Genomic DNA, 26127 nt, shown 5'->3' with positions numbered 1-26127 from the left:
TGTGCACAATGGCCGTGAAGCCATCGATCCGCAATCCAGGAGTCGTACATGTTCAAAGATTCGTCCGAGGTTCTGAGCTACATCAAGGAGAACGAGGTCAAGTTCCTCGACATCCGTTTCACCGATCTCCCGGGTGTGCAGCAGCACTTCAACATTCCTGCAGCGACGGTCGATGAGGCGTTCTTCACCGAGGGTCAGCTCTTCGACGGCTCCTCGATCCGCGGCTTCGCGAGCATCCACGAGTCCGACATGCAGCTCATCCCGGATGTCACGACGGCCTACGTCGACCCCTTCCGCGAGGCGAGCACCCTCGTGATGATCTTCGACATCTATAACCCGCGCACCGGCGAGATCTACTCGAAGGACCCGCGCCAGGTCGCCAAGAAGGCCGAGAAGTACCTCGCCTCCACCGGCATCGCCGACACCGCCTACTTCGCCCCCGAGGCCGAGTTCTACATCTTCGACGACGTGCGCTACTCGGTCACCGCCGGCGAGAGCTTCTACAAGGTCGACTCCGAAGAGGCGGCGTGGAACACCGGTCGTGAGGAAGAGGGCGGAAACCTCGCCAACAAGACCCCGTACAAGGGCGGCTACTTCCCCGTCTCCCCCGTCGACAAGACGGCCGACCTGCGCGACGACATCACGCTCAAGCTGATCGAGGCCGGGTTCATCCTGGAGCGCTCGCACCACGAGGTGGGCACCGCCGGCCAGCAGGAGATCAACTACCGCTTCGACACGATGGTCCACGCGGCGGATGACATCCTGAAGTTCAAGTACATCGTCAAGAACACCGCCAACGAGTGGGGCAAGGTCGCGACCTTCATGCCCAAGCCGCTCTACGGCGACAACGGCTCCGGCATGCACACGCACCAGTCGCTGTGGGACGGCGGCAAGCCGCTGTTCTACGACGAGGCGGGCTACGGCCAGCTCAGTGACGTCGCACGCTGGTACATCGGCGGCATCCTGGCGCACGCACCGGCGCTGCTGGCCTTCACGAACCCGACCCTGAACAGCTACCACCGTCTGGTCAAGGGCTTCGAGGCTCCGGTCAACCTGGTCTACTCGGCCGGCAACCGCTCCGCCGCGATCCGCATCCCGATCACGGGCTCCAACCCGAAGGCCAAGCGCATCGAGTTCCGCGCGCCCGACGCCTCCGGCAACCCGTACCTCGCCTTCGCCGCCCAGCTCATGGCCGGCCTCGACGGGATCAAGAACCGCATCGAGCCGCACGAGCCGGTCGACAAGGACCTCTACGAGCTTCCTCCCGAGGAGGCCAAGGGCATCCCGCAGGTCCCGAACTCCCTGCTGGACTCGCTCGACGCACTGGCTGAGGACCACCAGTTCCTCCTCGAGGGCGGCGTCTTCACCAAGGAGCTCATCGAGACCTGGATCTCGTACAAGTACGAGAACGAGATCCTGCCGATGGCCCAGCGCCCGCACCCGTTCGAGTACGAGCTGTACTTCGGCGTCTGACATCTCGCAGACCGGCACGGAAGCCCGCCCCAGCCTCGCGCTGGGGCGGGCTTCTCGTCGTCTGCACGATACGGTGGCGTGACCGCGGCTATTTGAGGAGTGCTGGATGATGTTCCCGATATTTCGACGACCGCAGGACCCCGAGGCACCGGTACCGCCCGTGAAGGGCCTGTGGGCTCGCGGTTTCGGCCTCGTCGCGACACGCAGCCTGCAGACGCTCGCCGTCCTCGCCCTCGTGGCCGTCGGAGTGCTCGTCATCACTCAGCTGTCGCTGGTGTTCATCCCGGTGACGATCGCGCTGATCCTCGCGTGCGCGATCCACCCGCTCGTCAGCCTGATGCGTCGACGTGGAGTCCCCTCGATCCTCGCGACCTGGATCGCTCTCATCGGGATCATCGCTGTGCTCGGCGGCGTCATCTGGGTGATCGTGCTCACGGTCCGCAACCAGTGGGATGACCTCGTCGAATCCGCCACGGACGGCATCTCCCAAGTGACGGACTGGCTCGGCACCCTGCCGTTCGACATCGACGCGATCGACCTCGACGATGTGTGGGCGTCGGCGCAGGATTTCCTGACGAGCTCCTCCTTCGGGCAGGGCGCTCTGGCCGGAGTCTCCGCGACGGCGAGCTTCTTCACCGGCCTCGTCCTGATGATCGTGGTGCTGTTCTTCTTCCTGAAGGACGGGCCACGCATCTGGGAGTTTCTGCTGCGTCCCTTCAGCGGCGAGAGCTACGCCCGTGCACGCCGCATCGGCGACAAGAGCGTCGACGTGTTCGGCAGCTACATCCGCGGCACGTCGATCGTCGCGGCCGCGGACGCGCTCGGGATCGGCATCGGTCTCGCGATCCTGCAGATCCCCCTGGCGCTGCCACTGGCCGTCATCGTCTTCCTGACCGCGTTCATCCCCTTGGTCGGGGCGACCGCCGCCGGTATTCTCGCCGCCCTCGTCGCCCTCGTCACCCACGGGCCCGTCGCAGCGCTGATCGTGGTCGGGATCGTGGTCCTCGTGAACCAGCTGGAAGGCAACTTCCTGCAGCCGGTCGTGATGGCGCGATCGCTCAAGCTGCACGCTCTGGTCATCCTGCTCGCCCTCACCGCCGGCACCATCCTGGGCGGCATCGTGGGCGCGGTCCTCTCCGTGCCTCTCGCTGCAGCGGCCTGGGGAATCATCACGGTCTGGGACGGACCCGACACTCCCGCGCGACCGTTCAGGCAGAAGCGCGACGAGAGAGTTCAGCCGTCGCCTCGCGAGCGGGTCGAGGAATAGGCAGCGGTACCGCGACCTGTGCGGGTGCGCAACCCCCTCGGCACGCGCGCTCCTCTCGCCGAGGATGAGATTCCACCCAACGCGAAAGGGACGAACTCATGACCGACACCACCCACACCCAGAGGGTCGCGGAGCTGCTCAAGGACTTCCGCTTCGCGATGTTCACCACACGCAACGCGAACGATCGACTCGTCGCGCATCCGCTCACGGTGCAGGAGTCCGAATTCGACGGCGACCTCTGGTTCCTCGTCTCGAGGAGCGCGTCGCTCGTCGCCGACATCGCGAAGGACGAACGCGTCGGCGTCTCGCTGAGCTCGAACGACTCGTGGGTGTCGCTCTCGGGAAGCGCAGAGCTCGTCGAGGACAAGGCGAAGGTGAAGGAGCTGTGGAGCCCGACCGTCGAGGCGTGGTTCACGAACGGCCCGGATGACCCCGATGTCGGACTGCTGAAGTTCTCGGCCGAGTCCGCCGAGTACTGGGACAGCCCGGGCGGCAAGCTCGCCTCGCTCTTCAGCTTCGTGAAGTCGAAGATCACCGGCGAGCCGTACGACGCCGAGAACGAGACGGTCGAGCTTCCCGGCAAGTGAGCGCGGCGCGATGTCCCCCGCACGACGGATGTGCGGGGGCATCGCGTGCGCCTAGCCTCGCTGTCATGAGCGATTCAGAAGAAGGCTCCGACAAGAAGACCTCCTACAACGGTCTCGCCATCGGCATCGCCCTCGGGCTGCCGATCGGCGCGGCCATGGGGTTGCTCCTGTTCGACAACATCGCGATCGGCATGGGGTTCGGGATCTCGATCGGCCTCTGCCTCGGCATCGCGTTCGACACGGCAGGGAAGAAGAAGGACGACGCGGACTGACCCCCGCGCCCTCGCGTGTCCACCGGCTTGACCGGGTTGATGAGGGATGATCAACTGATGAGTCTGACATCTGACCGGGGGAATCATGCGCCGTAGAAGAGTGATCGCGAAGAACGATGCTGCAGCGGTCGCTCCGGCGCCCGCGAAGCGCTCACAGCCGTCGAACGCGGTGGCGGCGTACGCTCGCACCAATCCGTTCATGTTCGGGCTCCTTGGCGCGCTCGGCGTGCTGGTGGCCCTGGTCATCGGCGGCATCGTCAATCAGCTGGCCACGGTGCTCGTGTACATCGGCGTCGCCGTCTTCCTCGCGCTCGGCCTCGACCCCATCGTCCGTTTCATCGAGAAGAAGCTTCCGCGCGCCGCCGCGGTGGCCATCGTCGTCGCGGCCGTCGTCCTGGCGTTCGCCGGCATCATCCTCGCGATCGTCCCGCTTCTCGTCGAGCAGATCAGCAACCTGATCAAGAACGGCCCGACGATGGTGCAGGACTTCATGAACACCGACTGGTTCAAGGATGTCAGCGGCCAGTTCGGCTCGAACATCGAGGACGCGGTGCAGGGTGTGCTCGGCTTCTTCCAGGATCCAGGGAACTACGCCGACATCGGCGGTGGCGTCTTCGCGGTGGGTGCCGGGATAGCCGGCGGCTTCACCGGCATCACCATCGTGCTGATCCTCACGCTGTACTTCATGGCTTCACTGCGCAGCATGAAGCGCACCGCCGCCCGCTTCGTTCCCGCCTACCAGCGCGACACGTTCAGCGAGCTGCTGGAAGACGTCTCCGGGGCTGTCGGCCGCTACGTGATCGGACAGGCGAGCCTCGCGCTCATCAACGGCGTGCTGAGTCTGATCTTCCTCAGCATCATCGGTGCGCCGGTGCCCGCTCTGCTGGCGCTCATCGCCTTCATCGGATCGATGATCCCGCTCGTCGGAACCCTCACCGCCTCGATAATCAACTCGCTGATCTGCCTCTTCGTCTCGCCGCTGACCGCACTGATCTCGATCATCTACTACCTCGTCTACATGCAGATCGAGGCATACGTGCTCTCGCCGCGCATCATGAGCAAGGCCGTGGCCGTACCCGGTGCACTCGTGGTGATCGCGGCGGTCGCCGGCGGCGCACTCGGCGGCATCCTCGGCGCGCTGGTCGCGATCCCCGTCGCGGCCAGCGTCATCATCATCGTGCAGAAGGTCACGTTCCCCGCGCAGGACCGGAAGGTCGTCCCGCCCGAGGTCGCGCTCTGACCGTCTGCTGAATCCGGCTCAGGTCAGCGGACGAGCAGAGCGCCCGGCTGCACACGCACGTCGAACGCGGACACCTCGCCCATGTCCTCCCCGTCGATCTCGAACACCAGCGGCGTCTTCAGCTCGACCGAGATGTTCTCCACCGGCAGGTGGCGGGCCGAGTCGGTGCTGACGGCCTCATCGGTGGCGCCGAAGAGACGACGGATGCCGTTGTCCCAGACGAACGACCGGAGAGTGTCGAGCCACTGCAGCGCACCGTCGGCGCTGATCATCAGCACGTCGAGCTTGCCGTCATCGAGCACGGCGTCGGGAAGCAGGCGGATGCCGCCCTGCACCATTCCGCAGTTGCCGATCAGCATGGTGTGACCGCGCACGGCGACCGCCTTCTCGCCGTCGATCGCGAGCGTGATGTCGGTCATCTCGGTCCCGGCCAGAGCGCGGCCCATCGCCTCGACGTAGGCCAGCCATCCGGCCTTCGACTTGAGGTCGTCGTCGGTCTCGACGAGCATCTGCGCGTCGACGCCGAAGCCGACCATCACGGCGAAGGCGTGCTCGGTGCCGTCGTACGACACCCAGCCCAGGTCGATACGACGGGGCTCACCGTCGCGCACGCGCTCGAGCGCGGCCTTCACGTCGTTGAGGGGCACCTCGAGGTTGCGCGCGAGGAGGTTGCCCGTGCCCTGCGGGACGATCCCGAGCGCCGTCTCCGAACCGGCCAGCGACTCGGCGACCGCGCGGACAGTGCCGTCGCCGCCGACGGCGATGACGATGTCGCGGTCGTCCTCGAGCGCCTCACGCGCCATGCCGCGGCCCGGATCCTCCGGGGTCGTCTCCCACCAGCGGACATCGGTGTCCTCGTCGAATACGCTGCTCACCGCGTCCTGCAGAACCTCCTGCTCCACCTTCGAGGGGTTCCAGACGATGCCGATGCGTGCGTGGGTCATAGCGTCAGCTTGAGTCACCGCGCCGGATACTGCAAACTCAGGCGCGCGATCAGCCGTAGAAGAGGTGCTCGAACGCCTTTCGCGCCCGCCGGGTGACTCCGAGATAGTCCTCTTCGAGCTCGGTCGCCGAGCGATCGGGATAGCCCAGGAGTCGCGCGATCGCATCGAGCTCGCGGCGGTCGGCCGGCAGCACGTCGCTGGTCTTCCCGGTCAGGAGCGTGATCGCCGAGCGGAGCCGGCTCGCCAGGCGCCACGCTTCTCGGAGGAGCTCGGCATCGCTCTCGGGCACCAGGCCGGCCTCGACCGCAGCGCCCAACGCGGAGATCGTCGACGTCGTGCGCAGCCCGGGAACGTCATGCGCGTGCTGGAGCTGGAACAGCTGCACGAGCCATTCGACGTCGCTGAGGGTGCCGGGACCCAGCTTGAGGTGTCGACGCGGATCGGCGCCCTGGGGCAGCCTCTCCCCCTCGACCCGCGCCTTGATCCGCTTGATCTCACGCGTGCCCTGCAGGTCGACGGTCTCGGGATAGCGGATCGAGTCCGCGAGCACCGTGAACCGGCCGATCAGCTTCGAGCTGCCCGCGACGCCTCGGGCGCGGAGCAGAGCCTGCGCCTCCCAGGACAGCGACCAGCGCCGGTAGTACTCCGTATAGGCCTCGATGGACCGTACGACGGGCCCCTGACGGCCTTCCGGGCGGAGATCGGCATCCAGGTCCAGGGGAACGCGATGGTCCGTGAGATGCTCGCGCAGCCCCGCGACGATCTGCGTCGCGAGGGTCTGGGCGCGCTGTCCGTCGACTCCGTTGGCGTCGTACACATACAGGATGTCCGCGTCGGATCCGAAGCCGAGCTCGGCGCCGCCGAAGCGACCCATCGCGATCACCGCGAAGTCGAGGGCGTCGTCCTCCGGCGGGACGACCTCCCTGATCACCGCACGGAGGGCGGCCTGGATCGTCACCTCGGTGATCTCGGTGAGAGCGGTCGCGACCTCCTCGATCGACAGGACGTCGAGGACGCCTCCCATGGCCGTGCGCAGCAGCTCGCGGCGTCGCAGGGCGCGAACGGCACGCAGCGCATCGGTGACCGTCTCGTGGCGCGTCTGGATCGCGCGCGCCTCCTCGTCGAGCGCGGCCGCTCCTCTCGGACGCAGGCGCTCGGCGCTGTCGAGCCATGCGACCGATTCGGGGATCCACTCCATCAGCTCGCCGATGTAGCGGGATGACGACAGCAGGCGCGTCAGGCTCTCGGCGGCTCCGGACGAGTCGCGGAGCATGCGCAGGAACCACGGCGTGTCCCCCAGCCGCTCGCTGATCCGCCGGAACGCGATGAGGGCGTAGTCGGGGTCGCTGCCGTCGGCGAACCAGCGCACCATGATCGGCATCAGCGCGCGTTGGATCGTCACCTTGCGGCTGAGCCCGGTGGTCAGTGCGCCGATGTGCCGCAGTGCTCCCGCCGGATCGCGGAAGCCGATGGCGGCCAGGCGATCGTGCGCCTGCGCGGCCGAGAGCGTGCGCTCCTCCTCGGGGAGCCCGGCGACGGCGCTGAGGAGCGGGCGGTAGAACAGGCGCGTGTGGATCTCGCGCACCTCGCGGCGCACGCTCTCCCACCGGCTCCAGATGCCCTCGCCGCTCTCGGCCAGGCCCGTGCTGCGGGCCAGCACGCGCAGTCCCGCGGGCGTCCGCGGCAGGAGATGGGTGCGACTGAGCTCACGCAGCTGCAGGCGGTGCTCCATCAGCCGCAGGACGCGGTAGTCGTCCGCGAACGTCGCGGCATCCGCTCGTCCGATGTAGCCCCCGGCGACGAGCGCGTCGAGGCTCTCGAGTGTGCCGCGGGTGCGCAGCGACTCGTCGGTCAGTCCGTGCACGAGCTGGAGCAGCTGCACCGTGAACTCGATGTCACGCAACCCGCCCGCGCCGAGCTTCAGCTGATAGGGCGCGTCCTCCGGGTCGATGTGCTCGGTCACGCGTTCCCGCATCTTCTGGACGCTCTCGACGAAGTCCTCGCGGGCGGCACTCGACCAGATCTTCGGCTGCACGGCCGCGATGTACTCCGCGCCGAGCTCGGGATCTCCGGCGAGCGGTCGCGCCTTCAGCAGCGCCTGGAACTCCCAGCTCTTCGCCCAGCGGTCGTAATAGGCGAGATGGGAGGCGAGCGAGCGCACCAGGGCACCCTGCTTGCCCTCGGGGCGCAGGTTGGCGTCGACCTCCCACAGCGGCGGCTCGACCTCGATGCTGTCGAGGCCCCGCATCGTCTCGCGGGCCAATCGGGTGGCGATGTCGATCGCCCGCGGCTCGGCGACGACCTCTTCGTCGATCGTCCCGCCGACGAAGATGACGTCCACATCGCTGACGTAGTTCAGCTCCCGGGCTCCGGACTTCCCCATCCCGATGATCGCGAGCCGCGTGGCGGCGACCTGCTCCGCCGGGACGGTGTCTCGGACACGCGCGCGGGCGATCGCCAGGGAGGCCTCGAGTGCCGCTCCCGCGGCGTCCGCCAGTGCGGCCGACACACCGGCGACCTCGGTCTGCGGTTCCGGGTGAGTCAGGTCGTAGGCGGCGATGGCCGCGAGGCTCCGGCGATACGCGACGCGCACGGCGACCACGGCCGCGTCATCGCCGGAGCGCGCGAACCCGTCCTGGGTTCCGACCGCGTCCAGCATGTGCGTGCGAAGCGCCGCCGGGGTCGGGAGAGCCGCGTTCGACTCCCCCAGCACCGTGAGCTGGTCCGGATGCCGGAGGAAGAAGTCGGCGAGACCCTCCGAGGCACCGAAGACCCGCCACACGCGGTGGCGCGACTCGGCATCGTCGAGGAGCGCCTTCAGCGGCACCGCATCCCGACGGGCGACGCGCACCATCCCGCGCACGGCGGCATCGGGATCCGCGGCATCCGCGCCTTCGAGCAACGACGCCCTCGAGATGTCGAGGATGCTCGCCAGCTCCGACAGGGATGCTGCCGCCTCGCTCAGCTCGGCGAAGCCGAGCCTGGCCAGAGCGGAGAGAGAGACGGAATCGTCCGGACGGGCCATGCGCGACGCTCAGAGGAGTTCGAGGTTGTTCTTCAGCTCCAGCGGCGTGACCTGACCGCGGTAGGCCTCCCACTCCTTGCGCTTGTTGAGCAGGACGTAGTTGAACACCTGCTCGCCCAGCGTCTCGGCGACGAGTTCGGACCCCTCCATGAACTCGAGCGCGTGATCGAGGCTCGCCGGAAGGGCGGAATAGCCCAGCGCGCGCCGTTCGGCGTCGCTCAGCGCCCACACGTTGTCCTCGGCCTCGGGCGGGAGCTCGTAGCCCTCTTCGATGCCCTTCAGGCCCGCCGCGAGCAGCAGCGAGTACGCGAGGTACGGGTTGGCCGCCGAGTCGAGAGCGCGGTACTCGACGCGCGAGGACTGCCCCTTGTTCGGCTTGTACATCGGCACCCGCACGAGCGCCGAACGGTTCGCGTGGCCCCACGTGACGAAGCTCGGGGCCTCATCGCCGCCCCAGAGGCGCTTGTACGAGTTCACGAACTGATTCGTCACGGCGGCGATCTCGTTCGCGTGACGCAGGAGACCGGCGATGAAGTGGCGTCCGGTCTTGGAGAGCTGGTACTTCGCGCCCTCCTCGTAGAAGGCGTTCTGGTCGCCCTCGAACAGGGACATGTGCGTGTGCATGCCGCTGCCCGGGTGGCCACTGAGAGGCTTCGGCATGAACGTCGCGTAGACGCCCTGCTCGATCGCCACCTCCTTGATCACCGTGCGGAAGGTCATGATGTTGTCGGCCGTGGTGAGCGCGTCGGCGTAGCGGAGGTCGATCTCGTTCTGACCGGGTCCGCCCTCGTGGTGGCTGAACTCCACGGAGATGCCGAGGTCTTCCAGCATCCGCACCGAGCGACGACGGAAGTCGTGCGCGGTGCCGCCGGGCACGTTGTCGAAGTAGCCGGCGGAGTCGACCGGCACCGGCCCCTCGGGGCCGAACGACGACGACTTGAGCAGGTAGAACTCGATCTCGGGGTGCGTGTAGAAGGTGAAGCCGGCATCGGCGGCCTTGGCCAGCGTGCGCTTGAGGACCTGCCGCGGGTCGGCGACCGCCGGCTGCCCGTCGGGGGTCGTGAGGTCGCAGAACATGCGCGCGGTCGGATCGATCTCCCCGCGCCACGGCAGTGTCTGGAACGTCGTCGGGTCGGGCTGAGCGAGCAGATCGGACTCGTGACTGCGCGTGAGGCCCTCGATCGCCGAACCGTCGAATCCGATGCCCTCGGCGAAGGCGCCCTCGACCTCGGCCGGCGCGATCGCGACCGACTTGAGCGTGCCGATGACATCGGTGAACCACAGGCGCACGAACTTGACGCCGCGCTCCTCGATGGTCCGGAGGACGAAGTCCCTCTGCTTGTCCATGACTACTCTGCGCCCTGGCCCTTTGCGTCGGAGGACTTCGCGTCCCAGCCCTGCTCTGCGGCCTCTTCCTCGGCCCAGGCGCGCGAACGCTGCTCGACCACCTCGGGCGCACGGGCTGCCTCGGCTGCGGTGTCGAACGGGCCGACCCGGTCGACAGAGGGCGAGATCATGCCGAATTCGACCTGACCGGTCTCGGAGTTGTACCAGTACTTTTCGTCGCCGTCAGACATAGCTGCCCCTTCTTCGCGTGATGTCATCGATCCTACTGGCGTGTGCCGTGGTCGCTAAGCTATCGCTCATGGCAAAAGCGATCGGCGTCGACATCGGCGGCACGGGAATCAAAGCAGGAATCGTCGACCTGACGCACGGCACCATGGCCTCTGACCGCGTGCGCGTCCCCACTCCCGAGGGTGCATCCCCGCAGGACGTGCTCGTCGCGGTGCAGTCGGTGCTGAAGACGCTCGACGTGCACGACTCGACGATGCCGCTCGGTGTCGCCTTCCCGGCCATCGTCAAGCGCGGGAAGACCCTGTCCGCCGCGAACGTCTCCAAGGAATGGCTCGACTTCGACGCGGAGCGCTTCTTCCGTGACGGACTCGGCCGCAACATCGTCTTCGTGAACGACGCCGACGCGGCCGGCGTCGCCGAGGCCCGCCACGGCGCAGCCAGGGACGTCCGCGGTCTCACGCTCCTCACCACCCTCGGCACCGGCATCGGATCGGCGTTCATCTACGACGGCGTGCTGCTCCCCAACACGGAGCTCGGGCACCTGAACTTCCGCGAGTACGAGTCCGTCGAGCAGTGGGCGGCGACGTCTGCGCGGGAGCGCGAGAACCTGAGCTGGGAGGCCTGGGCCGAGAGGCTGCAGGCGTTCTACTCCCACATCGAGTTCCTCTTCAGCCCCGACCTGTTCGTGGTCGGCGGCGGCGTGTCGAAGAACGCCGGCGATTTCCTCCCGCTGCTCGAGCTCAAGACCCCGATCGTTCCGGCGATCCACCGCAACAATTCGGGCATCATCGGCGCAGCGTCGCTCGCCGGCGACTGATCCCCCCGCCCACATGCAGAAGGCCCCGCTGGTTCAGCGGGGCCTTCTGCGTGTGAGGCGAATGGGCCGACCTGTACGCCGGGTTCTGTTCCGGGGTTCTTCGCCCCTTCGACGGCCATCTCTCTCGGCGACACGTTGCCGTGGCACTCTAGCGGTCTACCCGAGGACTCGGCGAGCCGCGTCAACATCCTCTGTCTGACCTTGCTCCGGGCGAGGTTTACCTGGCGGGTCATGTCACCATGACCCCCGGTGGTCTCTTACACCACCCTTTCACCCTTACCCCTTGCGGGGCGGTCTGCTCTCTGTGGCACTTTCTCGCGGATCACTCCGGGTGGGTGTTACCCACCGCCCTGCCCTGTGGAGCCCGGACGTTCCTCGGTGCGGTTGCCCGCCACGCGGCCGTCCAGTCGACCCATTCGCGTCCAGTCTACTTTCTCCGGCCTCCGGAGACGGCCCCTACTTCTCGGCCGACTCCGCGATCCGGAGGTCGAGCGGAACGTCGATCGGGAAATCGCCGAACAGCCGCCGGGTGGCCACGGATGCCGCGACCCGCACGGCATCGGCGGCCGCCTCCGCCTGCTCCTCGGGCACGTGCAGGATCACCTCGTCGTGGAGGAAGAAGGCCAGATGAGGCTGACGCGCGAACGGACCGGATGCCGCGGCGGCAACGGCCGATTCCGGTGCGCGCTGCAGCCGGTGCCGGATCTCGGCGAGCCAGATCAGCGACCACTCCGCAGCCGTGCCCTGCACGATGAAGTTCCGGGTGAACCGGCCCCAGTCCCTGGCGCGCCGACGGGCGAGGGCGACCTCGGCGGGGTCGGCATCCGCTCCGGTGGCTCGGGACTGGAGTTCCGTCCACTCCGTGGAGGGCCGGGGCGACGATCGGCCGAGCCACGTCGACACCACACCGCCGTCCTCGCCGGTGCGGGCGGCCTTGTCGACGAGAGCCATCGCACGCGGATAGACCTTCCGCAGGCGCGGCACCAGTCGACCGCTGTCGCCGGTGGTGGCTCCGTACATCGCGCCGAGCACCGCGTACTTCGCCTCTTCGCGGGTGCCGACAGCGCCGGAGGCCACGACACCTTCGTAGAGGTCGCTCCCCTGGGCCGCGCGCGCCATCGCCTTGTCGGATGCCATGGCCGCCAGCATCCGCGGCTCCAGCTGCGCGACGTCGGCGACGACCAGCGTCCAACCGGGATCGGCGCGCACGGCGGGCCGAAGGCTGCGCGGAAGCTGCAGGGCACCGCCGCCGGCCGACGCCCAGCGTCCGGTCACGACGCCGCCCGGGATATACACCGGCCGGAAACGGCGGTCGTGCACCCACTCGGCCAGCCACGCCCAGCCGTTGGCGCTGAGCAGTCGTGAGAGCTTCTTGTAGGCGAGCAGGGGCTCCACCACCGCGTGCGACTGGCTCGCGAGCTCCCACCGGCTCGTCGACTCCACGTGCACGCCGACGCGGTGCAGGGCGCGCAGCAGCTTGGGCTGGCTGTCCAGGTGCAGGGTCGAGTCGCTGAGGATCGCGCGAACGCGGTCGCCCAGCTCGACCATCCTGCTGGGCAGTCCCCCGGCCGCGGGCCGCGTGCCCAGAGTCTCGGTCAGGATCGCGTCGTGCACGCCTTCGTCCCACGGGAGACCGGCCGCACGCATCTCCTCGGCGATCAGTCCGCCGGCGGACTCCGCCGCGCACAGCAGCGTCAGCCGTCCGTCGCGCTCCTGCTCGATCACCCGGCGCTGCGCGCGGAACTGGTCGAGCACCTCCGCGACAGGATCCTCGGCATCGTCCTGCTCCGCGACGTCGAACAGCGCGGGCGGGGCATCCGTCGGCTCACGGCGGATCCAGGCGGCGGACGGCGGCAGCGGTCGCGCCACCTTGTCGGTGTCGCGCAGGATCGCGTGGCACAGCAGCAGGTCGTGCGTCCGTCCGAGGCGTACTCCGCCGTCGAGCAGCATCGGGTAGATGTCGCGCGCGCTGCGGATGATCCACCGCGGCGCTTCCGAGCCCTCGAGGTCTGCGACCCAGGAGACGAGCTCCGGCCCGGACATGGTCAGCCGCGAGATCTCCTCCGCGACCTCATCGAGCTCGACCGCCGCGTATCGTCCGGCGCCGAGCGCCACGAGGGCGATCCGCCGTCCCGGCGACGTCGACGCGCTCATCGACGCGGAGCGCGGGCCCCGCTCAAGAGAGCCCGGATTCCTCGGTGCGCACGAGGATGCATCCGCACTCGGGGCAGGTGACGACGAGCTCGTCGGATGCGCGGCGGATATCGTTCAGGTCGGTGCTGGGAAGGACCATACGGCAGCCTTCGCAGGTGCCGCGGGTAAGCAGGGCGGCGCCGGCGCTGTTCGCGGCGCGACGCGTGTACTCGGCCAGAAGGTCGGCCGGCACGGTCGCGACGACGGCGGCGCGGTCGCGCGCGAACTCGGCCCCGCGCTCGGTGGCGGCGGCGATGTCGGCCTTGGCCTGCGAGGTGAGGGCCGTGCCCTCGGCCGTCGTGGTCTCCAACAGCGCCTGCTGCGCGGCGACAGCGGCCTCGGCCTCTTCGAGCCGACCCATGACGTCGAGCTCGGCGTCTTCGAGATCGCTCTGACGGCGCGCCAAGCTCGCCAGCTCGTGCTCGAGCGCCTGCGCATCCTTGGAGCTGGTGGAGGCGGCGAGTCGCTCGGTGTCGCGGTTGCGACGCTGCTCGACGACCTTGACGTCGGATTCCAGGCGCGTCAGCTCGGTGCGCGCGTCGTCGCGGGTTCCGGTGAGCGTGGTGAGCTCACGCAGCTGCTCCTGACGGATCGCGACGAGCTCCGTGATCCGCGCTCCCTGGCTGGGCTGGGTGCGGGCACGCTCGGCCTGCGCGATGCGCCGGTCGAGGTCGGCGATGTCGAGCAGGGTGCGCTGGTTCTCGGGGCTGGCGTTCACGCTCTCAAATCTAGCCGCTGGCCGGACATCCCGCCCGTCACCGCACGTCGCCGTCGACGTAGTACCAGTGCCGATCCTCCCGGACGAAGCGACTGCGCTCGTGCAGGGAGCCGCGGTCCGCGCCCTGGCGCCAGAATGCCTCGAACTCGACGACGCCCTCATGGTCGAACGGCCCGCCCGCGACCCGATCGACGATGACGAGCCTCCGCCAGCTCAGCCCCGGATCGAACTCGAGGGAGGCGGGACGCGTCGTCGGGTGCCACGTGCGCAGCAGGTGCGGAGCGTCTTCGAGCGTGAAGGCGGTGTACCGCGATCGCATCAGACGCTCGGCCGTCGGAGCAGGGACGCCGCGCAGCAGCGGACCGCAGCAGGATTCGAACACGTCGCCGGAGAGGCACGGGCAGCGCACGACATCGATCATGAGAGCCAGCATCGCAGGTCACGCCCTACGCTGAAGAGACACCTGCCTCGAAGGAGCCTCGATGCCCATTGTTCCCACCTTCACCGCTCACAACGGCTTCGCACTGCCGGCCATCGGCCTCGGCACCTACGCGCTGAACGGCGACGACGGCGCTGCTGCCGTGACGAGTGCGCTCGGCGCCGGCTACCGGCTGCTCGACTCGGCGTTCAACTACGAGAACGAGGGATCCGTGGGCCGCGGCGTCGCGGCATCCGACGTTCCCCGTGCGGAGATCATCGTCACGACGAAGCTTCCCGGACGCCATCACCCCACCGCGAAGGCGCGGACCAGCATCGAGGAGAGCCGTTCACGGCTCGGGCTCGACGTCACCGATCTGCACCTGATCCACTGGCCGAACCCCGGCCAGGACGAGTACGTGCAGGCCTGGGCGGCCCTCGTGGACGCTCAGCAGCGCGGCATCGTGCGCCAGATCGGCGTGTCGAACTTCCTGCCCGAGCACCTCGAGCGCATCGAACGTGAGACGGGCGTGCGTCCGGTCGTGAACCAGATCGAACTGCACCCGTACTTCCCGCAGGAGGAGCAGCTGGCCTACCACCGCGAGCAGGGCATCCTCACCGAGGCGTGGAGCCCGCTCGGCCGGGCCAAGGCCCTGGTGGAGGAACCCGTCGTGCTCGAGGTGGCCGCAGCACACGGCATCACCCCGGTGCAGGCGGTCCTCGCCTGGCACGTCGCCCGGGAGACCGTCTCGATCCCGAAGGCGTCGTCGCTCGAACACCAGGTCTCGAACCTCGCCGCCGCGGAGATCGTGCTCGACGATGCCGAGGTGGATGCCCTCACCGCACTCGGTCACGCCGACGGTCGCCTCTTCGACGCCGACCCGCGGACGCACGAAGAGTCCTGAGCCCGCCTCTCAGATCGTCTGGATCCCGAGCACCCTGACCAGCTCGAGCTTGCTGGCGGCGTCGCTGCCCGGCGCGGCGGTCAGCACGATCAGCGACTGCGACTCGTCTTCGGTGAACAGCGCCTGGCAGTCCACCTCGATCTCTCCGAGCTCGGGGTGGACGAGGACCTTGTGCTCCTCGAACCGCCGCCGAACCTCCTGCGTCTCCCAGAGCGCGACGAACTCGGGGCTCGTGCGGCTGAGCTCCGCGGCGATCTCGCCTGCACGCGACCGGGTGCCCAGGGCACCATGCGCGGCGCGCAGCGAAGCGACGAGAGAGCGGCTCTGTCGTCGATGGTCGCGCTCGGGGTAGCGACGTCTCTCCGTCTCGGGGTGCGTGAACCAGCGGTAGATCCCGCTGCGCTCGAGCCCTTCCCAGCGGCTCGCGTCGCCGAGCAGGGCGCGGGCCGCGTCGTTCTGCACGAGCACCTCGTCGAGCGCCGAGACCACGAACGCGGGTGAATCGTGCAGCCGGTCGAGGATGCGCAGCATGCCCGGGCGCACATGTCCCGCGAAAGCCGCGCGGTCCGGTGCGCTGTAGCCGGCGATGCGGTGGAGATAGTCGCGCTCGTCCGAGGTCAGACGAAGCGCGCGGGCCAGAGCCGCCACGATCTGCAGGCTCGGCTGCGGTCCCCGTCGCTGCTCGAGCCGGGTGTAGTAGTCGGTGGACATCGCGGCGAGCTGCGCGACCTCCTCGCGGCGGAGACCAGGGGTGCGGCGCCGCGCTCCCGCGCTCAGCCCCACGTCGGACGGCTGCAGCCTCTCCCGTCGTCGCAGGAGGAACTCCGCCAGTGCTTCTCGATCCACTCCAGAAGTATCCCCCCGCGCGGCCGCCCTCATCCAGGGAGCGCCGATCCCTGGATGACCGCTCTCTGGTGGGGTCGGCGCGGCTGATCGAGTCTGGACTCATGAACATCAGCGGAAACACCATCTTCATCCCCGGGGCGACCAGCGGCATCGGCCTCGCTCTCGCCCGCGCTCTCCGCGCCAAGGGCAACACTGTCATCGTCGGCGGGCGCCGCACCGAGCTGCTGCGGGAGATCGCCGCGGAGGGCTCCGGCATCCACACCGTGCAGATCGACACGACGGATGCCGACAGCATCCGTTCCGCGGCATCCGAGGTGCTCGCCGCGCACCCCGACCTGAACGTGGTCGTCACGATGGCCGGCGTGATGCGCGTCGAGGACTGGTCGCGGCCGTCGGGATTCCTCGACGACGCCGAGCGGACCATCGTCACGAACGTGCTCGGCCCCATCCGCCTCATCGCCACGTTCATCGAGCACCTCCGCAGCATGGCGGATGCCACGATCGTGACCGTCTCCTCCGGGTTGGCCTTCGCTCCCCTGCGGGCGACGCCGAGCTACAACGCCAGCAAGGCGGCGATCCACATGCTCAGCGAGTCGCTGCGGCTGCAGCTCGCGGGCTCGACCGTGAAGGTCATCGAGCTCGAGCCGCCGTCCGTGCAGACCGACCTGATGCCCGGGCAGCGCGACAGCGACTTCGCGATGCCTCTCGACGCGTTCATCACCGAGGTCGTCGACCTGTTCGAGGCGCAGCCCGACGCGACCGAGATCCAGGTCGAGAACGTCAAGTTCCTCCGCTACGGCGAGGCCCCCGGCGACTACGACCAGGTGGTGGCGACGCTGAACAGCCGCGACCCGCACGGCCGACGACCGTGAGCGTCGAGTTCTCGATGATCCCCGTCGGCTCACTCTCGCACTGCGTGGACGAGGGCCGCCCATTCCGATGAGCGGTATCGCGCAGGGCCGGTGGAGACGACCTGAGCGTTGTCGTTCGGACCTGGCTCCAGGCGCATCGTCAACCCGCCCACCTCGAGACTCGGCACGCTCTGCCGGATGCACTCGATGCTGCCTCGGATGAGCAGGTTCGCCATCTGCTCCGGCGACGTCGCCGCACCCATCACGGCGTCATCGTGCGCGAGGAGCACGGTCCACCAGACGCGCTGCGGTCCCGCAGCATCCAAGGTGCAGCGCATCATCCCCTGAGGCGCGGCCTCGACCTGGATGACGATCGAGCCGGTGACCGGCTCCCCTGCCTCATCCATCCCGCCCATACTCGCGCTCCGACCTGCTCGCCCCCGGTGCGCTCAGAATACTGTCGGAGGTTCCGCAAACGCAGACCGAGGGAAAGAACGCGCTCTTCCTCCACGTAAACGAAGAGAAAACTCACCGTCGACACGCCGACCCGCACTTGTCGAGGCCTTCGCGGTCATGACACAGTGTGCAGGCGGAGAGCACAGCGCGCGCATGATCAGCCGTCTGAGCGGCTCCTGTTCGCATCGCCGAGCGAGAAGGGCGTCGGTCATCGCCTTACCGATCGCCGAGTCCGGCCGATAGGTACATCGGGGAGTGAAGGAGGAGGGTGTTGGCACCCACCTACATCGAGACCGGCGGACACGTTCGCGTGTACGACGACGCTGTGCGCACGCACGAGGCGTTCCCGCTGGGCACCTATCGGGTCGGGTTCTCACCGAAAGAGGGCTTCAGCCTGATCAGGATCGAAGACCTGACCATCGGCGCCGAGCGCGTCTACGGCGGTCGGGACAAGAAGGTCGCGAAGATCTTCCAGTCCTACGCGCGCTCCGAGCGCAGTCTCGGCGTGATGCTGTCCGGCGACAAGGGCATCGGCAAGTCCCTCTTCCTGCGCATGGTCGCCGAGGAGGCGCGCGAACAGGGTCTGCCGGTGGTGGTGGTGACGGCGGATGACGACGGCGTCGTCGATTTCCTCGACAGCCTCGACGAGTGCCTGATCATCTTCGACGAGTTCGAGAAGATCTTCCCCGCAGGGCGTCGAGGTACCGCCGACGGCCTCAATCGTCAGAACCAGTTCCTGTCGCTGTTCGACGGACTGTCGTCCGCCAAGCGCATCTACTGCCTCTCCGTGAACGACATGTCCGACGTGAGCACCTACCTCGTCAGCCGGCCCGGCCGCTTCCACTACCACCTGCGCTTCGACTATCCCGGCCCCGATGAGGTGCGTCAGTACCTCGTCGATCAGGTGCCGGGTGCCGACCCCGAGGAGATCGAGAACGTCGCCTTGTTCTCCCGCCGCGCGCGGCTGAACTACGACCACCTGCGCGCCATCGCCTTCGAGCTCCGGCAGCCGGACTCCCTGTTCTCCGAGATCGTCGACGATCTCAACATCCGCACGATCGAACCGAGCACCTACCGCATCGAGGCGCGCTTCCCCGATGGCAAGGTCTGGTCCGACGAGGTGGAGCTGAACCTGTTCGAACGCGGCGACGTCGGCCGGACATTCGAACTGCGCAACTCCACCCGCTCGATCTTCGCCTCGTTCGTTCCGCGCGATCTCATCTTCGAGCCGGACGGCAGCATCTTCGTCCCGATCGACAGACTCGACCTGCTCGGCGACGATGACGAGGAACCCGAGATCTACCCCACGTCGGTGAGGCTGACTCTGGTGGGTCAGTCCGCAGACGGATTCGATCTCTGGCGCCCGGCCGAGATCCGTTCGAGGTAGGCATCGAGCATCCTCGATCGGGGCGACACGGCGACGGCCCCTTCGCGGAAGAAGCGCTCGACGGCATCCCTGAGCATCCGCACCGCCTCTGAACGCTGCTGCGATACCGCAGCGTGCGAGACGCCGAGCTCGACGGCGACGTCCTTGACCGTCCGGTCGTCGAAATATATGGCGCGGATGACGAAACGCTTCCGCTCCGGCAGCGCATCGACGGCGCGGTGCAGGAACTCGTCGCGCTCCGAGGCGATCACGACCTCGTCCGGAAGGTCGCCGGTCCAGCGGAACTCCCCCACGTCCGGCGCGTCCAGACTGGCTACGACGCGATCAGCGTCGGCGAGGCGCTCGCGCACGACGTCATGTGCGACGTCCATCACCTGCGCGATCTCGGCCACCGTGGGTGTCCGTCCGAGTGAGGCGGTGAGGCGCTCGCGCGCCTTCGACACCGCCTTGACGCCGGCGCGCACCTCACGCGGCGCCCAGTCCAGCGAGCGGAGCTCGTCCTTGAGCGCCCAGTTGATCCGGTCGCGCGCGAACGCGCCGAAAGGCACGCCGAGACTCGAGTCGTAGCGGTCTGCCGCACGGACGAGCGCGTAGGCGCCGGCGGAAGTCAGGTCGTCGCGAGGCACCTGGGTCACCCGGGAGGCCAGCTGGGCCGTCGCCGCTCCGACGATGTGGAGATGCTCGACGACGAGTCGATTGCGCGCACGCAGGGGCATGGGGAGTTCATCTTTCTCACGGTCGACGCGAGCCCTCCCCAGCGGCCCGCCGTGCGGCCGTTCCCGGGCGATCGCACGATCTGGACTCCATGCTAGATCCCCGGAGCACACAGCAGGATCCCCGGGAGCCGCGGCTCCCGGGGATCCTGCTCACGATCAGATCACGATCGTCAGTCGTTGGTCTTGACGCGCCTGTTCACCTCGCGCGTCGCGGAGAACTTGAGCACGGTGTAGTCGGTGACCTCGCCGGTACCCTCGTCTTTGCCGAACTGCACGCGGTGTCCCTTGTGGTTCTGCGGGTAGAACTTGCCGAAGTTGGTCAGGGTGACGGTGTTGCCCTGGCTCACGAGGTCGAGCAGCTCATCGATCATGGCGTTGTACGCGGTCTGCGCGGCGAAGACCGAGATCCCCCCGCGTCGTGCGAATCGTTGTACGAACTCGCGCTTGCTCACGCGGTTGGCATCCAGCGTCTTCGATGTGCTCATGATCTTCGTCGTCCCCTGTGTGTTCGCCCGTCGCCGAGCTGCGTCGCTGTACCCCGACAAGCCAGCTCCGCGGATCGTCGGGTCCCATCTCGACGACACCGGGTTCTGTGAGGCCCCAGCCCTTACCCCTCAGAGAATAGTGCTTCTTCCTTCGTATCTGCGGTGAATATTCGAATTCACTGGTTCGCGAGCCGGTTCGCCCGGATCCCCCGGACCTCAGTGCTCGCGGAGAAGCGCCCGGATCGGGTAGTCCTGGTCGTCGAGGATGACCTGCGCCGCGCGTCCGGTGTCGGGATGCACGACGATGGGCGCACGCAGATTGACGTGGACGCCGTCATCCGAAGGGTTGGCTATGACGAACGTCCGCAGCACGTCGGCGTCGGTCGCACCGATCTCCCCACGGATACCGACGGGGATCCGGGGTGCGTACTCGAGATCGACGACCGCGGTCTCGAGCAGGAACAGTCGCACGTCGGCATCCACCGCTCGCAGCGCATAGAGTCCCTCGACGCCGACGATGCTCGCGAGGCTGAACGCCGTGTACGGGCTCAGACCGGGCATCGCCGTGGCGAACTCGATCGCGACAGCGGTCTGACCGGCAGAGGTCGTGGTCATCGCAGGAACTCCAGCAGATTAGTCTGCAGCGACTTGGCCGTCACCTGCAGGGCGGATTGGAACACGAGCTCGGCGGACTGCAGGCGCACGAGCACCTCGAGGCTGTCGACGTTCTCGACCTCGGCACGACGTGCTTCCAGGTCGGTGGAGATCGAGAGGTTCTGGGATGCTGCGCGCTCGATCTGCACCTGACGCGCACCCGTCGTGCCGCGAGCCGCGACCACGTCCTTCAGCCTCGCGTCGATGTCGTCGAGGCGCGAGCCGACGTTCGCTCCCCCTCGAAGTTCGGCCGCGATGTCCGTGAGAAGTGCGAACGCGCTGTTCGCGCCCACGCCGAACGCCTGCGAGCCGTCGAAATCCACGCGGACCGTCTCGTTCTCGCTGATGCGCCGACGCACGCCGTCTCCCGGTGCGCCGTTGAACGTGAAGGTGCCCGGGTCGAACGCCGCCCCGGAGTCGCTGGTCCCGGCGAAGACACTGCGTCCGAGCACCGTGGTGTTGGCCTGAGCGAGCAGCTCGGCGCTGATCGTCTCGAGCTCCTGCGCGATCGACTCACGGGCGGTCGGGCTGAGCGCGCCGGAGTTCGCACCCTGGGCGGTCAGGTCACGCGCACGGTTGAGCAGATCGGTGCTCGCGCCGAGGGCGGTGTCGACGGTCGTCACCCAGGCCATGCCGTCGCTGAGGTTGCGCGCGTACTGCGCCACCCTGGACTGCTCGCCGTGCACGCCGAGCGTGGTGGCCGCCGCAGCCGGATCCTCGCTCGGTGAGCGGAACGCTCGCTGCGACGCGGCCTGGTTCTGCAGGCGCTCGCGGTCGGCGAGGTTGCTCTGCAGCGTGCGCAGCGACTGCTGCGTCATGGTGCTGCTCGTGATGCGTCCGATCATGTCGACTCCCCAGTCAGCGGCCGACGAGGCCGGTTCGGTTGATCAGCAGGTCCAGCGCCTCATCCATGGCGGTGAGCACGCGCGCGGCCGCCTGATAGGCGGTCTGGTAGGTGAGGAGGTTGATGGTCTCCTCGTCACCGTCCACCGAGGCGTTGGATTGCTGGGCCGTCACGGCGGCGACGGCCCCCATGTCGGCGATGTCTGCACGCTGCAGGTCTCCGGCGACGGTGACCGCGAACCCGGTGATGAAGCTCGACCAGGTCTTGCTCGGCCCGGTCGCAGATGCGCCGAGGGTGCTGATGCGGTCGGCGATCGTGGTGTCCTTCGCGCCGGCGCCCGGTGCGGCAAGGGCCAGCTGGTCGAGGCCGGTCGGCACCACTCGCAGTCCCACTGCGGCAGGGCCGCTCGCGTCGATCGCGAAGAAGTCGCCTCCGGGCGCGCCGCTCGAAGTGACACCCGTCCGATGGATGTCGTTGACGGCCGTGGCCAGCGCGGTCGCAGTCTCGTTGTAGGCAGCGGCCACGCTGGCGAGCGAGCCGCCCTCCGTGGCGGGAGCGAGCGCGCTGATGGTGCCGCCGATCACGCCACCGCCGATCGCGACCGGCAGGTCGGGGCGGTCCGCCCACGCGACGGCGATCCGGCCGCCGTCCTGGATCTCCCGCGGTCCGCTCACGACGAGCGCGCGGCTGGCGTCTCCGGCGACGAGCGCGTTGCCGTCGACTCTCACGGTGAGCGTGCCGTCGTTCTCGACGATGCCCTTGGCGCCGACCGCGGTGGACAGCTGCTGCGCGAGCACGCTGCGCTGATCGATGAGCTCATTGGCGTTGCGACCGGACTGCAGTGCATCGCGGATCTGGCCGTTGAGCGCGGCGACCTGGCCGGCGACGGCGTTGACGTCGGCGATGTCGCGGTCCACCTGGCCGCGCAGATCCGTCCACTGGCCTGCGACCGACTCGTATCCGGCGGAGATCTGCCCGATGAGCACCTGTGCGTTCGTGAGCACGACCTGCGCCGCGGCCGGTTCGGGGGTGTTGGCGAGATCGGACCATCCGGACCAGAAGCGATTCATGTTCGCGGCCAGCCCGTCCTTGGTCGGCTCGGCCAGCATGCTCTCGACCTGGCCGGCCGCAGCCGCCCTGGCACTCCAGAATCCCGAGGTCGAGAGGGCATCGCGGACCCGGGCGTCGAGCACCGCGTCGCCGAGACGCGCGACACCGGTCACGTTCACGCCGCCGCCGATACCGAGCCCGCTCTTCCAGAGCCCCGTCTGCCCTGGACCGGACACGGGAGCCTGGTCGACCCGCTGACGGGTGTAGCCCGTCGTGGTCTGATTGGCGATGTTCTGACCGGTGACGGTCATGCCGGCGCGTGCGGCGTTGAGGGCGGATTCCGCCAGACGAAGACCTGCGAACGAAGACATGGTCACCTCACATCCGGGTGTCGAGCAGTCGGGCGTCTCCGTCGCGGACGACGTCTCCGGACGGGCTGTATTCGCCGGACGGGACACCGAGCCCGGCGATGGTCTCCTGGGTGACGCGGATCGCCGTGCGCAGTCGATGTTCGTTGATCTGCTTCATCTGCTCGATCTCGTCCGCGAGTGCGGTCATGGTCGTCAGGTGTCCGGTCAGCACCTCACGCCACCCGTCGTCCGGTGCCGCATCGATCAGGTCGCGGAGCGTGATTGCGCCCGGCGCGCCCCATTCGTCGGCCGTCGCGACGACCAGTGAGTCCCGGGAGAGGGCGACGGTCGGCATGGCGGCGAGCACCCGCTCGATCTCCGTCGACGCGTGGCGGATCCAGCGGTTGCGTCCGGTAGCCAGGAGCATCTGCTGCTCGTCGAGCTTGAAGAGCAGCATCTCGAGCAGTTCGCGCTCCCGCAGGAGCTGCATGCTCAGATCGTGGGCGGCCACAGTACGTCACCTCGTCGGGTCGAAGCTTCCGTGACAGGAGCTCCCGTCACACACACGACTATCGCGACAACCCGAAGGGCAGTAACTCGGCCCGCATGGGGAGAACTCCCCATTGACACTGCTCAGGGGGTGACGTTCAGCCGCCCCAAGGCTCCGAGGAGGACGTTCTCGGCGGCGTCGTCCGACGCGGTCTGCACGGCTTCCTGATTGGCGTTGCCGATCGCGAGCACGACCTCGGCGCGGTGGATGCGCATGTCTCGCGGGGCGTCGATGCCGACCCGCACGCCACCGGGGGTCACCGCCAGGATCGTGATCGTGATGTCGTCTCCGATCACGATGCTCTCGTTCGCGCGCCTCGTCAGCACCAGCATGTCAATCCGCCTTCCATGGCTTCGGCGCGCTCACGCCATCCTGCTCACAAAGCTAGTGCATAGCCTCGTAAACGAGCGGATTCGCGGCTACCCCGCAGCGCTCGGCAGCGCGGACTGCGTCACGCGCACGACTCCGACGACGTCGGTGGCGAGGCCGCCGGCACCGGCCTCGTCGTAGGAGAGCACGGGCAGTCCGGCGACCTGCGCAGCGACCATGCGCCGCACCCCCTGACGCAATGAGGGCGCGCACACGAGCACGGGCTCGGGGCCGGCCTGGTCGAGCTCCGCGACCGTGCGGCGGACGCTCTCGAGCACCTGCAGGGTCGCCTCAGGCGTCAGCACGATCTGCGGGAGCCCGTCGACGACGCGCATCCCCTCGAGCATCTGCTGCTCCAGCAGCGGCTCGAACATGACGACGCGGATGCGACCGTCCTCGGCGAATCTCGCCGCGATCGCCGGTCCGAGAGCAGCGCGTGCCGCATCGATCAGGCCTGCCGTCTCTGTCGACGTCTTGCCGCGGAGCGCGAGTGCTTCGTAGATGCGCGCGAGGTCGTTGATCGGCACGCGCTCCGCCAGCAACCCGGCGAGCACGCGCTGGATGCCGGCGAGCGAGAGCACCGCCGGGGTGAGCTCTTCGACGGTGGCCGGACTCGACTGCTTGAGGTGCTCCGTGAGCTGGCGAACGTCTTCGAGAGAGAGCAGGCGGTGCGCCTGGGTCTGCACGACGTCGGACAGGTGCGTGATGATCACGCTGGCCCTGTCGATCACGGTGGCGCCGGCCATGTCCGCAGCGTGCGACATCTCGGCGGGCACCCATTTGCCCTCGAGCCCGAAGACCGGATCGATCACGACGGCTCCCGGGAGCTGGTCGAGTCCGGTCCCGATCGCGAGCACGTGCCCGCGCGGGACCGAGCCACGGCCGACCTCGACTCCGGCGATGAGGATCGCGTAGGTCTGCGCGGGCAGCTCGATGTTGTCCCTGGTGCGGACCGGCGGCATCAGGATGCCGATGTCGAGCGCGAGCTTGCGGCGGAGGGACTTGACCCTCGTGAGCAGGTCTCCCGCTCCCCCGGATGCCAGGTCGACGATGTCGGGCGAGAGCGAGATCTCGAGGGCGTGGACGCGCATCCGGTCCATCAGCTCCTCCGGCCCTTCCGTCCCGGCTTCCACGGCCTCCTGGTGCTGGGCGTCGGCCTCGATCGCCGCCTCGCGATCCTCACTGGCCTTGACGCGGGAGGCCGCGAACAGCAGCACCGCGCCGATTCCGGCGAACACCAGCAGCGGCATCCCGGGAATGAAGCCCATCGCGATCGCCGCGAGTCCGGTGATCACGAGCGCGTTGCGCGACTGCAGCAGCTGCTTGGCCGCCGCCTGGCCCATCTCCGCTTCGACGTTCTCGCGCGTCACGATCATGCCGGTGGAGACCGCCATCAGCAGCGCGGGGATCTGGGTGACCAGGCCGTCGCCGATGGTCAGGATGCTGTAGGTCTCCAGCGCATCGCCCATCTCCATGCCGTGCTGCACCATGCCGATGACGATGCCGCCGACGAAGTTGATGATCACGATCACGATGCCGGCGATCGCATCGCCCTTCACGAACTTCGACGCACCGTCCATGGCACCGTAGAAGTCGGCCTCCGCCGCCACCTCGGCACGACGTCTGCGGGCCTCGGTGTCGGTGATGAGCCCGGCGTTCAGGTCGGCGTCGATCGCCATCTGCTTGCCCGGCATCGCGTCGAGCGTGAACCGCGCGCCGACCTCGGCCACGCGCTCGGCACCCTTGGTCACGACGACGAACTGGATGACGGTGAGGATCAGGAAGATCACCGCGCCGATCACGAGGGACCCGCTGATCGTGATCTGCCCGAAAGCCTGGATGACCTGGCCGGCGTGCGCCTCGCTGAGGATGAGGCGGGTGGAGGCCACGTTGAGTCCGAGCCGGAACAGCGTCGCGACCAGCAGCAGGCTCGGGAAGACCGAGAAGTCGAGCGGCTTCTTCACGAACATCGCGGTGAGAAGGATCAGCAGCGCGAACGAGATGTTCACGACGATGAGCACGTCGAGGAGCGGCGTCGGGATCGGCACGATGAGCAGCAGGATGATGCCGACGACACCGACGGGAACGGCTCCCTTGGACAGCAGCTGACCGATCATGCGCTTCGCTTTCTCGTTT

26 protein-coding genes and 1 other RNA gene are annotated in these 26127 nt (G+C 68.2%); 9 read left to right on the top strand and 18 right to left on the bottom strand.

All coding sequences use genetic code 11. The features are described from left to right. Positions 1-48 precede the first annotated feature (48 nt). The 5 genes from glnA (LC452_RS20775) (at position 49) to LC452_RS20755 (ending at position 4839) form a co-directional block, all read left to right on the top strand. Positions 49-1473: a type I glutamate--ammonia ligase gene (gene glnA, locus LC452_RS20775; protein WP_223628733.1), complete on the top strand. Its 1425-nt coding sequence runs from the start codon at positions 49-51 to the stop codon at positions 1471-1473. A 109-nt stretch (positions 1474-1582) separates the two neighbouring features. Next, positions 1583-2740: an AI-2E family transporter gene (locus LC452_RS20770; RefSeq protein WP_223628855.1), complete on the top strand. Its 1158-nt coding sequence runs from the start codon at positions 1583-1585 to the stop codon at positions 2738-2740. A gap of 98 nt (positions 2741-2838) precedes the next feature. Further along, positions 2839-3327, top strand: a complete 489-nt coding sequence (locus tag LC452_RS20765; protein ID WP_223628732.1) for a pyridoxamine 5'-phosphate oxidase family protein — start codon at positions 2839-2841, stop codon at positions 3325-3327. A gap of 65 nt (positions 3328-3392) precedes the next feature. Further along, complete coding sequence (locus LC452_RS20760) at positions 3393-3599, top strand: hypothetical protein (protein ID WP_223628731.1); 207 nt, start codon at positions 3393-3395, stop codon at positions 3597-3599. Between the two features lie 85 nt (positions 3600-3684). After that, the gene (locus LC452_RS20755) at positions 3685-4839 is read left to right on the top strand and encodes an AI-2E family transporter (protein ID WP_263294376.1); all 1155 of its coding nucleotides are present in this window, start codon (positions 3685-3687) and stop codon (positions 4837-4839) included. Positions 4840-4862: 23 nt separating this feature from the next. Here the strand turns inward: LC452_RS20755 and LC452_RS20750 are convergent, their stop codons facing one another. The 4 genes from LC452_RS20750 to LC452_RS20735 are packed head-to-tail and all read right to left on the bottom strand — an operon-like array spanning position 4863 to position 10385. Beyond that, positions 4863-5783 (bottom strand): diacylglycerol kinase family protein, encoded by a 921-nt coding sequence (locus LC452_RS20750; protein ID WP_223628729.1) that lies wholly within the window; start codon positions 5781-5783, stop codon positions 4863-4865. Positions 5784-5832: 49 nt separating this feature from the next. After that, entirely contained in the window at positions 5833-8808 is a 2976-nt protein-coding gene (locus LC452_RS20745; protein WP_223628728.1) for a bifunctional [glutamine synthetase] adenylyltransferase/[glutamine synthetase]-adenylyl-L-tyrosine phosphorylase, read from the bottom strand. Positions 8809-8817: 9 nt separating this feature from the next. Next, positions 8818-10155, bottom strand: coding sequence for a type I glutamate--ammonia ligase (gene glnA, locus LC452_RS20740; RefSeq protein WP_223628727.1), 1338 nt, complete (start codon positions 10153-10155; stop codon positions 8818-8820). Positions 10156-10157: 2 nt separating this feature from the next. Further along, positions 10158-10385 carry an SPOR domain-containing protein gene (locus LC452_RS20735; RefSeq protein ID WP_223628726.1) on the bottom strand — a complete coding sequence of 76 codons (228 nt, stop codon included), beginning with the start codon at positions 10383-10385 and terminating at the stop codon, positions 10158-10160. Positions 10386-10453: 68 nt separating this feature from the next. On the opposite strand from LC452_RS20735, the gene ppgK reads away from it, so the two are divergent. Further along, positions 10454-11200 carry a polyphosphate--glucose phosphotransferase gene (ppgK, locus tag LC452_RS20730; RefSeq protein WP_223628725.1) on the top strand — a complete coding sequence of 249 codons (747 nt, stop codon included), beginning with the start codon at positions 10454-10456 and terminating at the stop codon, positions 11198-11200. Positions 11201-11258: 58 nt separating this feature from the next. Here the strand turns inward: ppgK and rnpB are convergent. The 4 genes from rnpB to LC452_RS20710 all read right to left on the bottom strand — a co-directional run bounded on the left by rnpB (position 11259) and on the right by LC452_RS20710 (position 14532). Further along, an RNA gene (gene rnpB, locus LC452_RS20725) (RNase P RNA component class A) lies at positions 11259-11615 on the bottom strand. Between the two features lie 41 nt (positions 11616-11656). Further along, the gene (locus tag LC452_RS20720; protein WP_223628723.1) at positions 11657-13354 is read right to left on the bottom strand and encodes a bifunctional 3'-5' exonuclease/DNA polymerase; all 1698 of its coding nucleotides are present in this window, start codon (positions 13352-13354) and stop codon (positions 11657-11659) included. Between the two features lie 22 nt (positions 13355-13376). Beyond that, positions 13377-14111 carry a zinc ribbon domain-containing protein gene (locus LC452_RS20715; protein WP_223628722.1) on the bottom strand — a complete coding sequence of 245 codons (735 nt, stop codon included), beginning with the start codon at positions 14109-14111 and terminating at the stop codon, positions 13377-13379. 37 nt (positions 14112-14148) lie between these two features. Then, complete coding sequence (locus tag LC452_RS20710; protein WP_223628721.1) at positions 14149-14532, bottom strand: YchJ family protein; 384 nt, start codon at positions 14530-14532, stop codon at positions 14149-14151. Between the two features lie 61 nt (positions 14533-14593). Here LC452_RS20710 and LC452_RS20705 point away from each other — a divergent pair, with 61 nt between their 5' ends. Further along, positions 14594-15433, top strand: coding sequence for an aldo/keto reductase (locus tag LC452_RS20705; protein ID WP_223628720.1), 840 nt, complete (start codon positions 14594-14596; stop codon positions 15431-15433). Positions 15434-15442: 9 nt separating this feature from the next. Here the strand turns inward: LC452_RS20705 and LC452_RS20700 are convergent, their stop codons facing one another. Then, the gene (locus tag LC452_RS20700; protein ID WP_223628718.1) at positions 15443-16279 is read right to left on the bottom strand and encodes a helix-turn-helix transcriptional regulator; all 837 of its coding nucleotides are present in this window, start codon (positions 16277-16279) and stop codon (positions 15443-15445) included. 101 nt (positions 16280-16380) lie between these two features. On the opposite strand from LC452_RS20700, the gene LC452_RS20695 reads away from it, so the two are divergent. Beyond that, positions 16381-17151: an SDR family oxidoreductase gene (locus LC452_RS20695; RefSeq protein ID WP_223628717.1), complete on the top strand. Its 771-nt coding sequence runs from the start codon at positions 16381-16383 to the stop codon at positions 17149-17151. Positions 17152-17180: 29 nt separating this feature from the next. Here LC452_RS20695 and LC452_RS20690 read toward each other — a convergent pair whose 3' ends face one another. Next, positions 17181-17537 (bottom strand): hypothetical protein, encoded by a 357-nt coding sequence (locus tag LC452_RS20690; RefSeq protein ID WP_223628715.1) that lies wholly within the window; start codon positions 17535-17537, stop codon positions 17181-17183. 317 nt (positions 17538-17854) lie between these two features. Here LC452_RS20690 and LC452_RS20685 point away from each other — a divergent pair, with 317 nt between their 5' ends. After that, a complete protein-coding gene (locus LC452_RS20685) occupies positions 17855-18973 on the top strand; it encodes an ATP-binding protein (RefSeq protein WP_223628714.1) in 1119 nt (372 codons plus the stop codon). On the opposite strand, the gene LC452_RS20680 is transcribed toward LC452_RS20685, so the two are convergent. The 8 genes from LC452_RS20680 to LC452_RS20645 all read right to left on the bottom strand — a co-directional run bounded on the left by LC452_RS20680 (position 18919) and on the right by LC452_RS20645 (position 26108). Continuing rightward, positions 18919-19689, bottom strand: a complete 771-nt coding sequence (locus tag LC452_RS20680; protein ID WP_223628713.1) for a sigma-70 family RNA polymerase sigma factor — start codon at positions 19687-19689, stop codon at positions 18919-18921. The genes LC452_RS20685 and LC452_RS20680 overlap by 55 nt on opposite strands. 170 nt (positions 19690-19859) lie before the next feature. Beyond that, entirely contained in the window at positions 19860-20174 is a 315-nt protein-coding gene (locus LC452_RS20675; protein ID WP_223628711.1) for an HU family DNA-binding protein, read from the bottom strand. A 216-nt stretch (positions 20175-20390) separates the two neighbouring features. After that, a complete protein-coding gene (locus LC452_RS20670) occupies positions 20391-20789 on the bottom strand; it encodes a flagellar assembly protein FliW (protein ID WP_223628709.1) in 399 nt (132 codons plus the stop codon). Beyond that, positions 20786-21673: a flagellar hook-associated protein FlgL gene (gene flgL, locus LC452_RS20665; protein WP_223628707.1), complete on the bottom strand. Its 888-nt coding sequence runs from the start codon at positions 21671-21673 to the stop codon at positions 20786-20788. Before flgL ends, LC452_RS20670 begins: the two co-directional genes overlap by 4 nt. A gap of 13 nt (positions 21674-21686) precedes the next feature. Beyond that, the gene (flgK, locus tag LC452_RS20660; protein WP_223628706.1) at positions 21687-23093 is read right to left on the bottom strand and encodes a flagellar hook-associated protein FlgK; all 1407 of its coding nucleotides are present in this window, start codon (positions 23091-23093) and stop codon (positions 21687-21689) included. A 7-nt stretch (positions 23094-23100) separates the two neighbouring features. Continuing rightward, positions 23101-23562, bottom strand: coding sequence for a flagellar export chaperone FlgN (gene flgN / locus LC452_RS20655; protein WP_223628704.1), 462 nt, complete (start codon positions 23560-23562; stop codon positions 23101-23103). 143 nt (positions 23563-23705) lie between these two features. Then, positions 23706-23954 carry a carbon storage regulator CsrA gene (gene csrA, locus LC452_RS20650; protein ID WP_223628702.1) on the bottom strand — a complete coding sequence of 83 codons (249 nt, stop codon included), beginning with the start codon at positions 23952-23954 and terminating at the stop codon, positions 23706-23708. Between the two features lie 87 nt (positions 23955-24041). Continuing rightward, positions 24042-26108 (bottom strand): flagellar biosynthesis protein FlhA, encoded by a 2067-nt coding sequence (locus LC452_RS20645; protein ID WP_223628700.1) that lies wholly within the window; start codon positions 26106-26108, stop codon positions 24042-24044. Positions 26109-26127 lie beyond the last annotated feature (19 nt).

Origin of the sequence: Microbacterium sp. EST19A, assembly GCF_019969685.1 — a bacterium.
Classification (GTDB): domain Bacteria; phylum Actinomycetota; class Actinomycetes; order Actinomycetales; family Microbacteriaceae; genus Microbacterium.
This window is presented reverse-complemented; position numbering and strand designations above follow the sequence as displayed.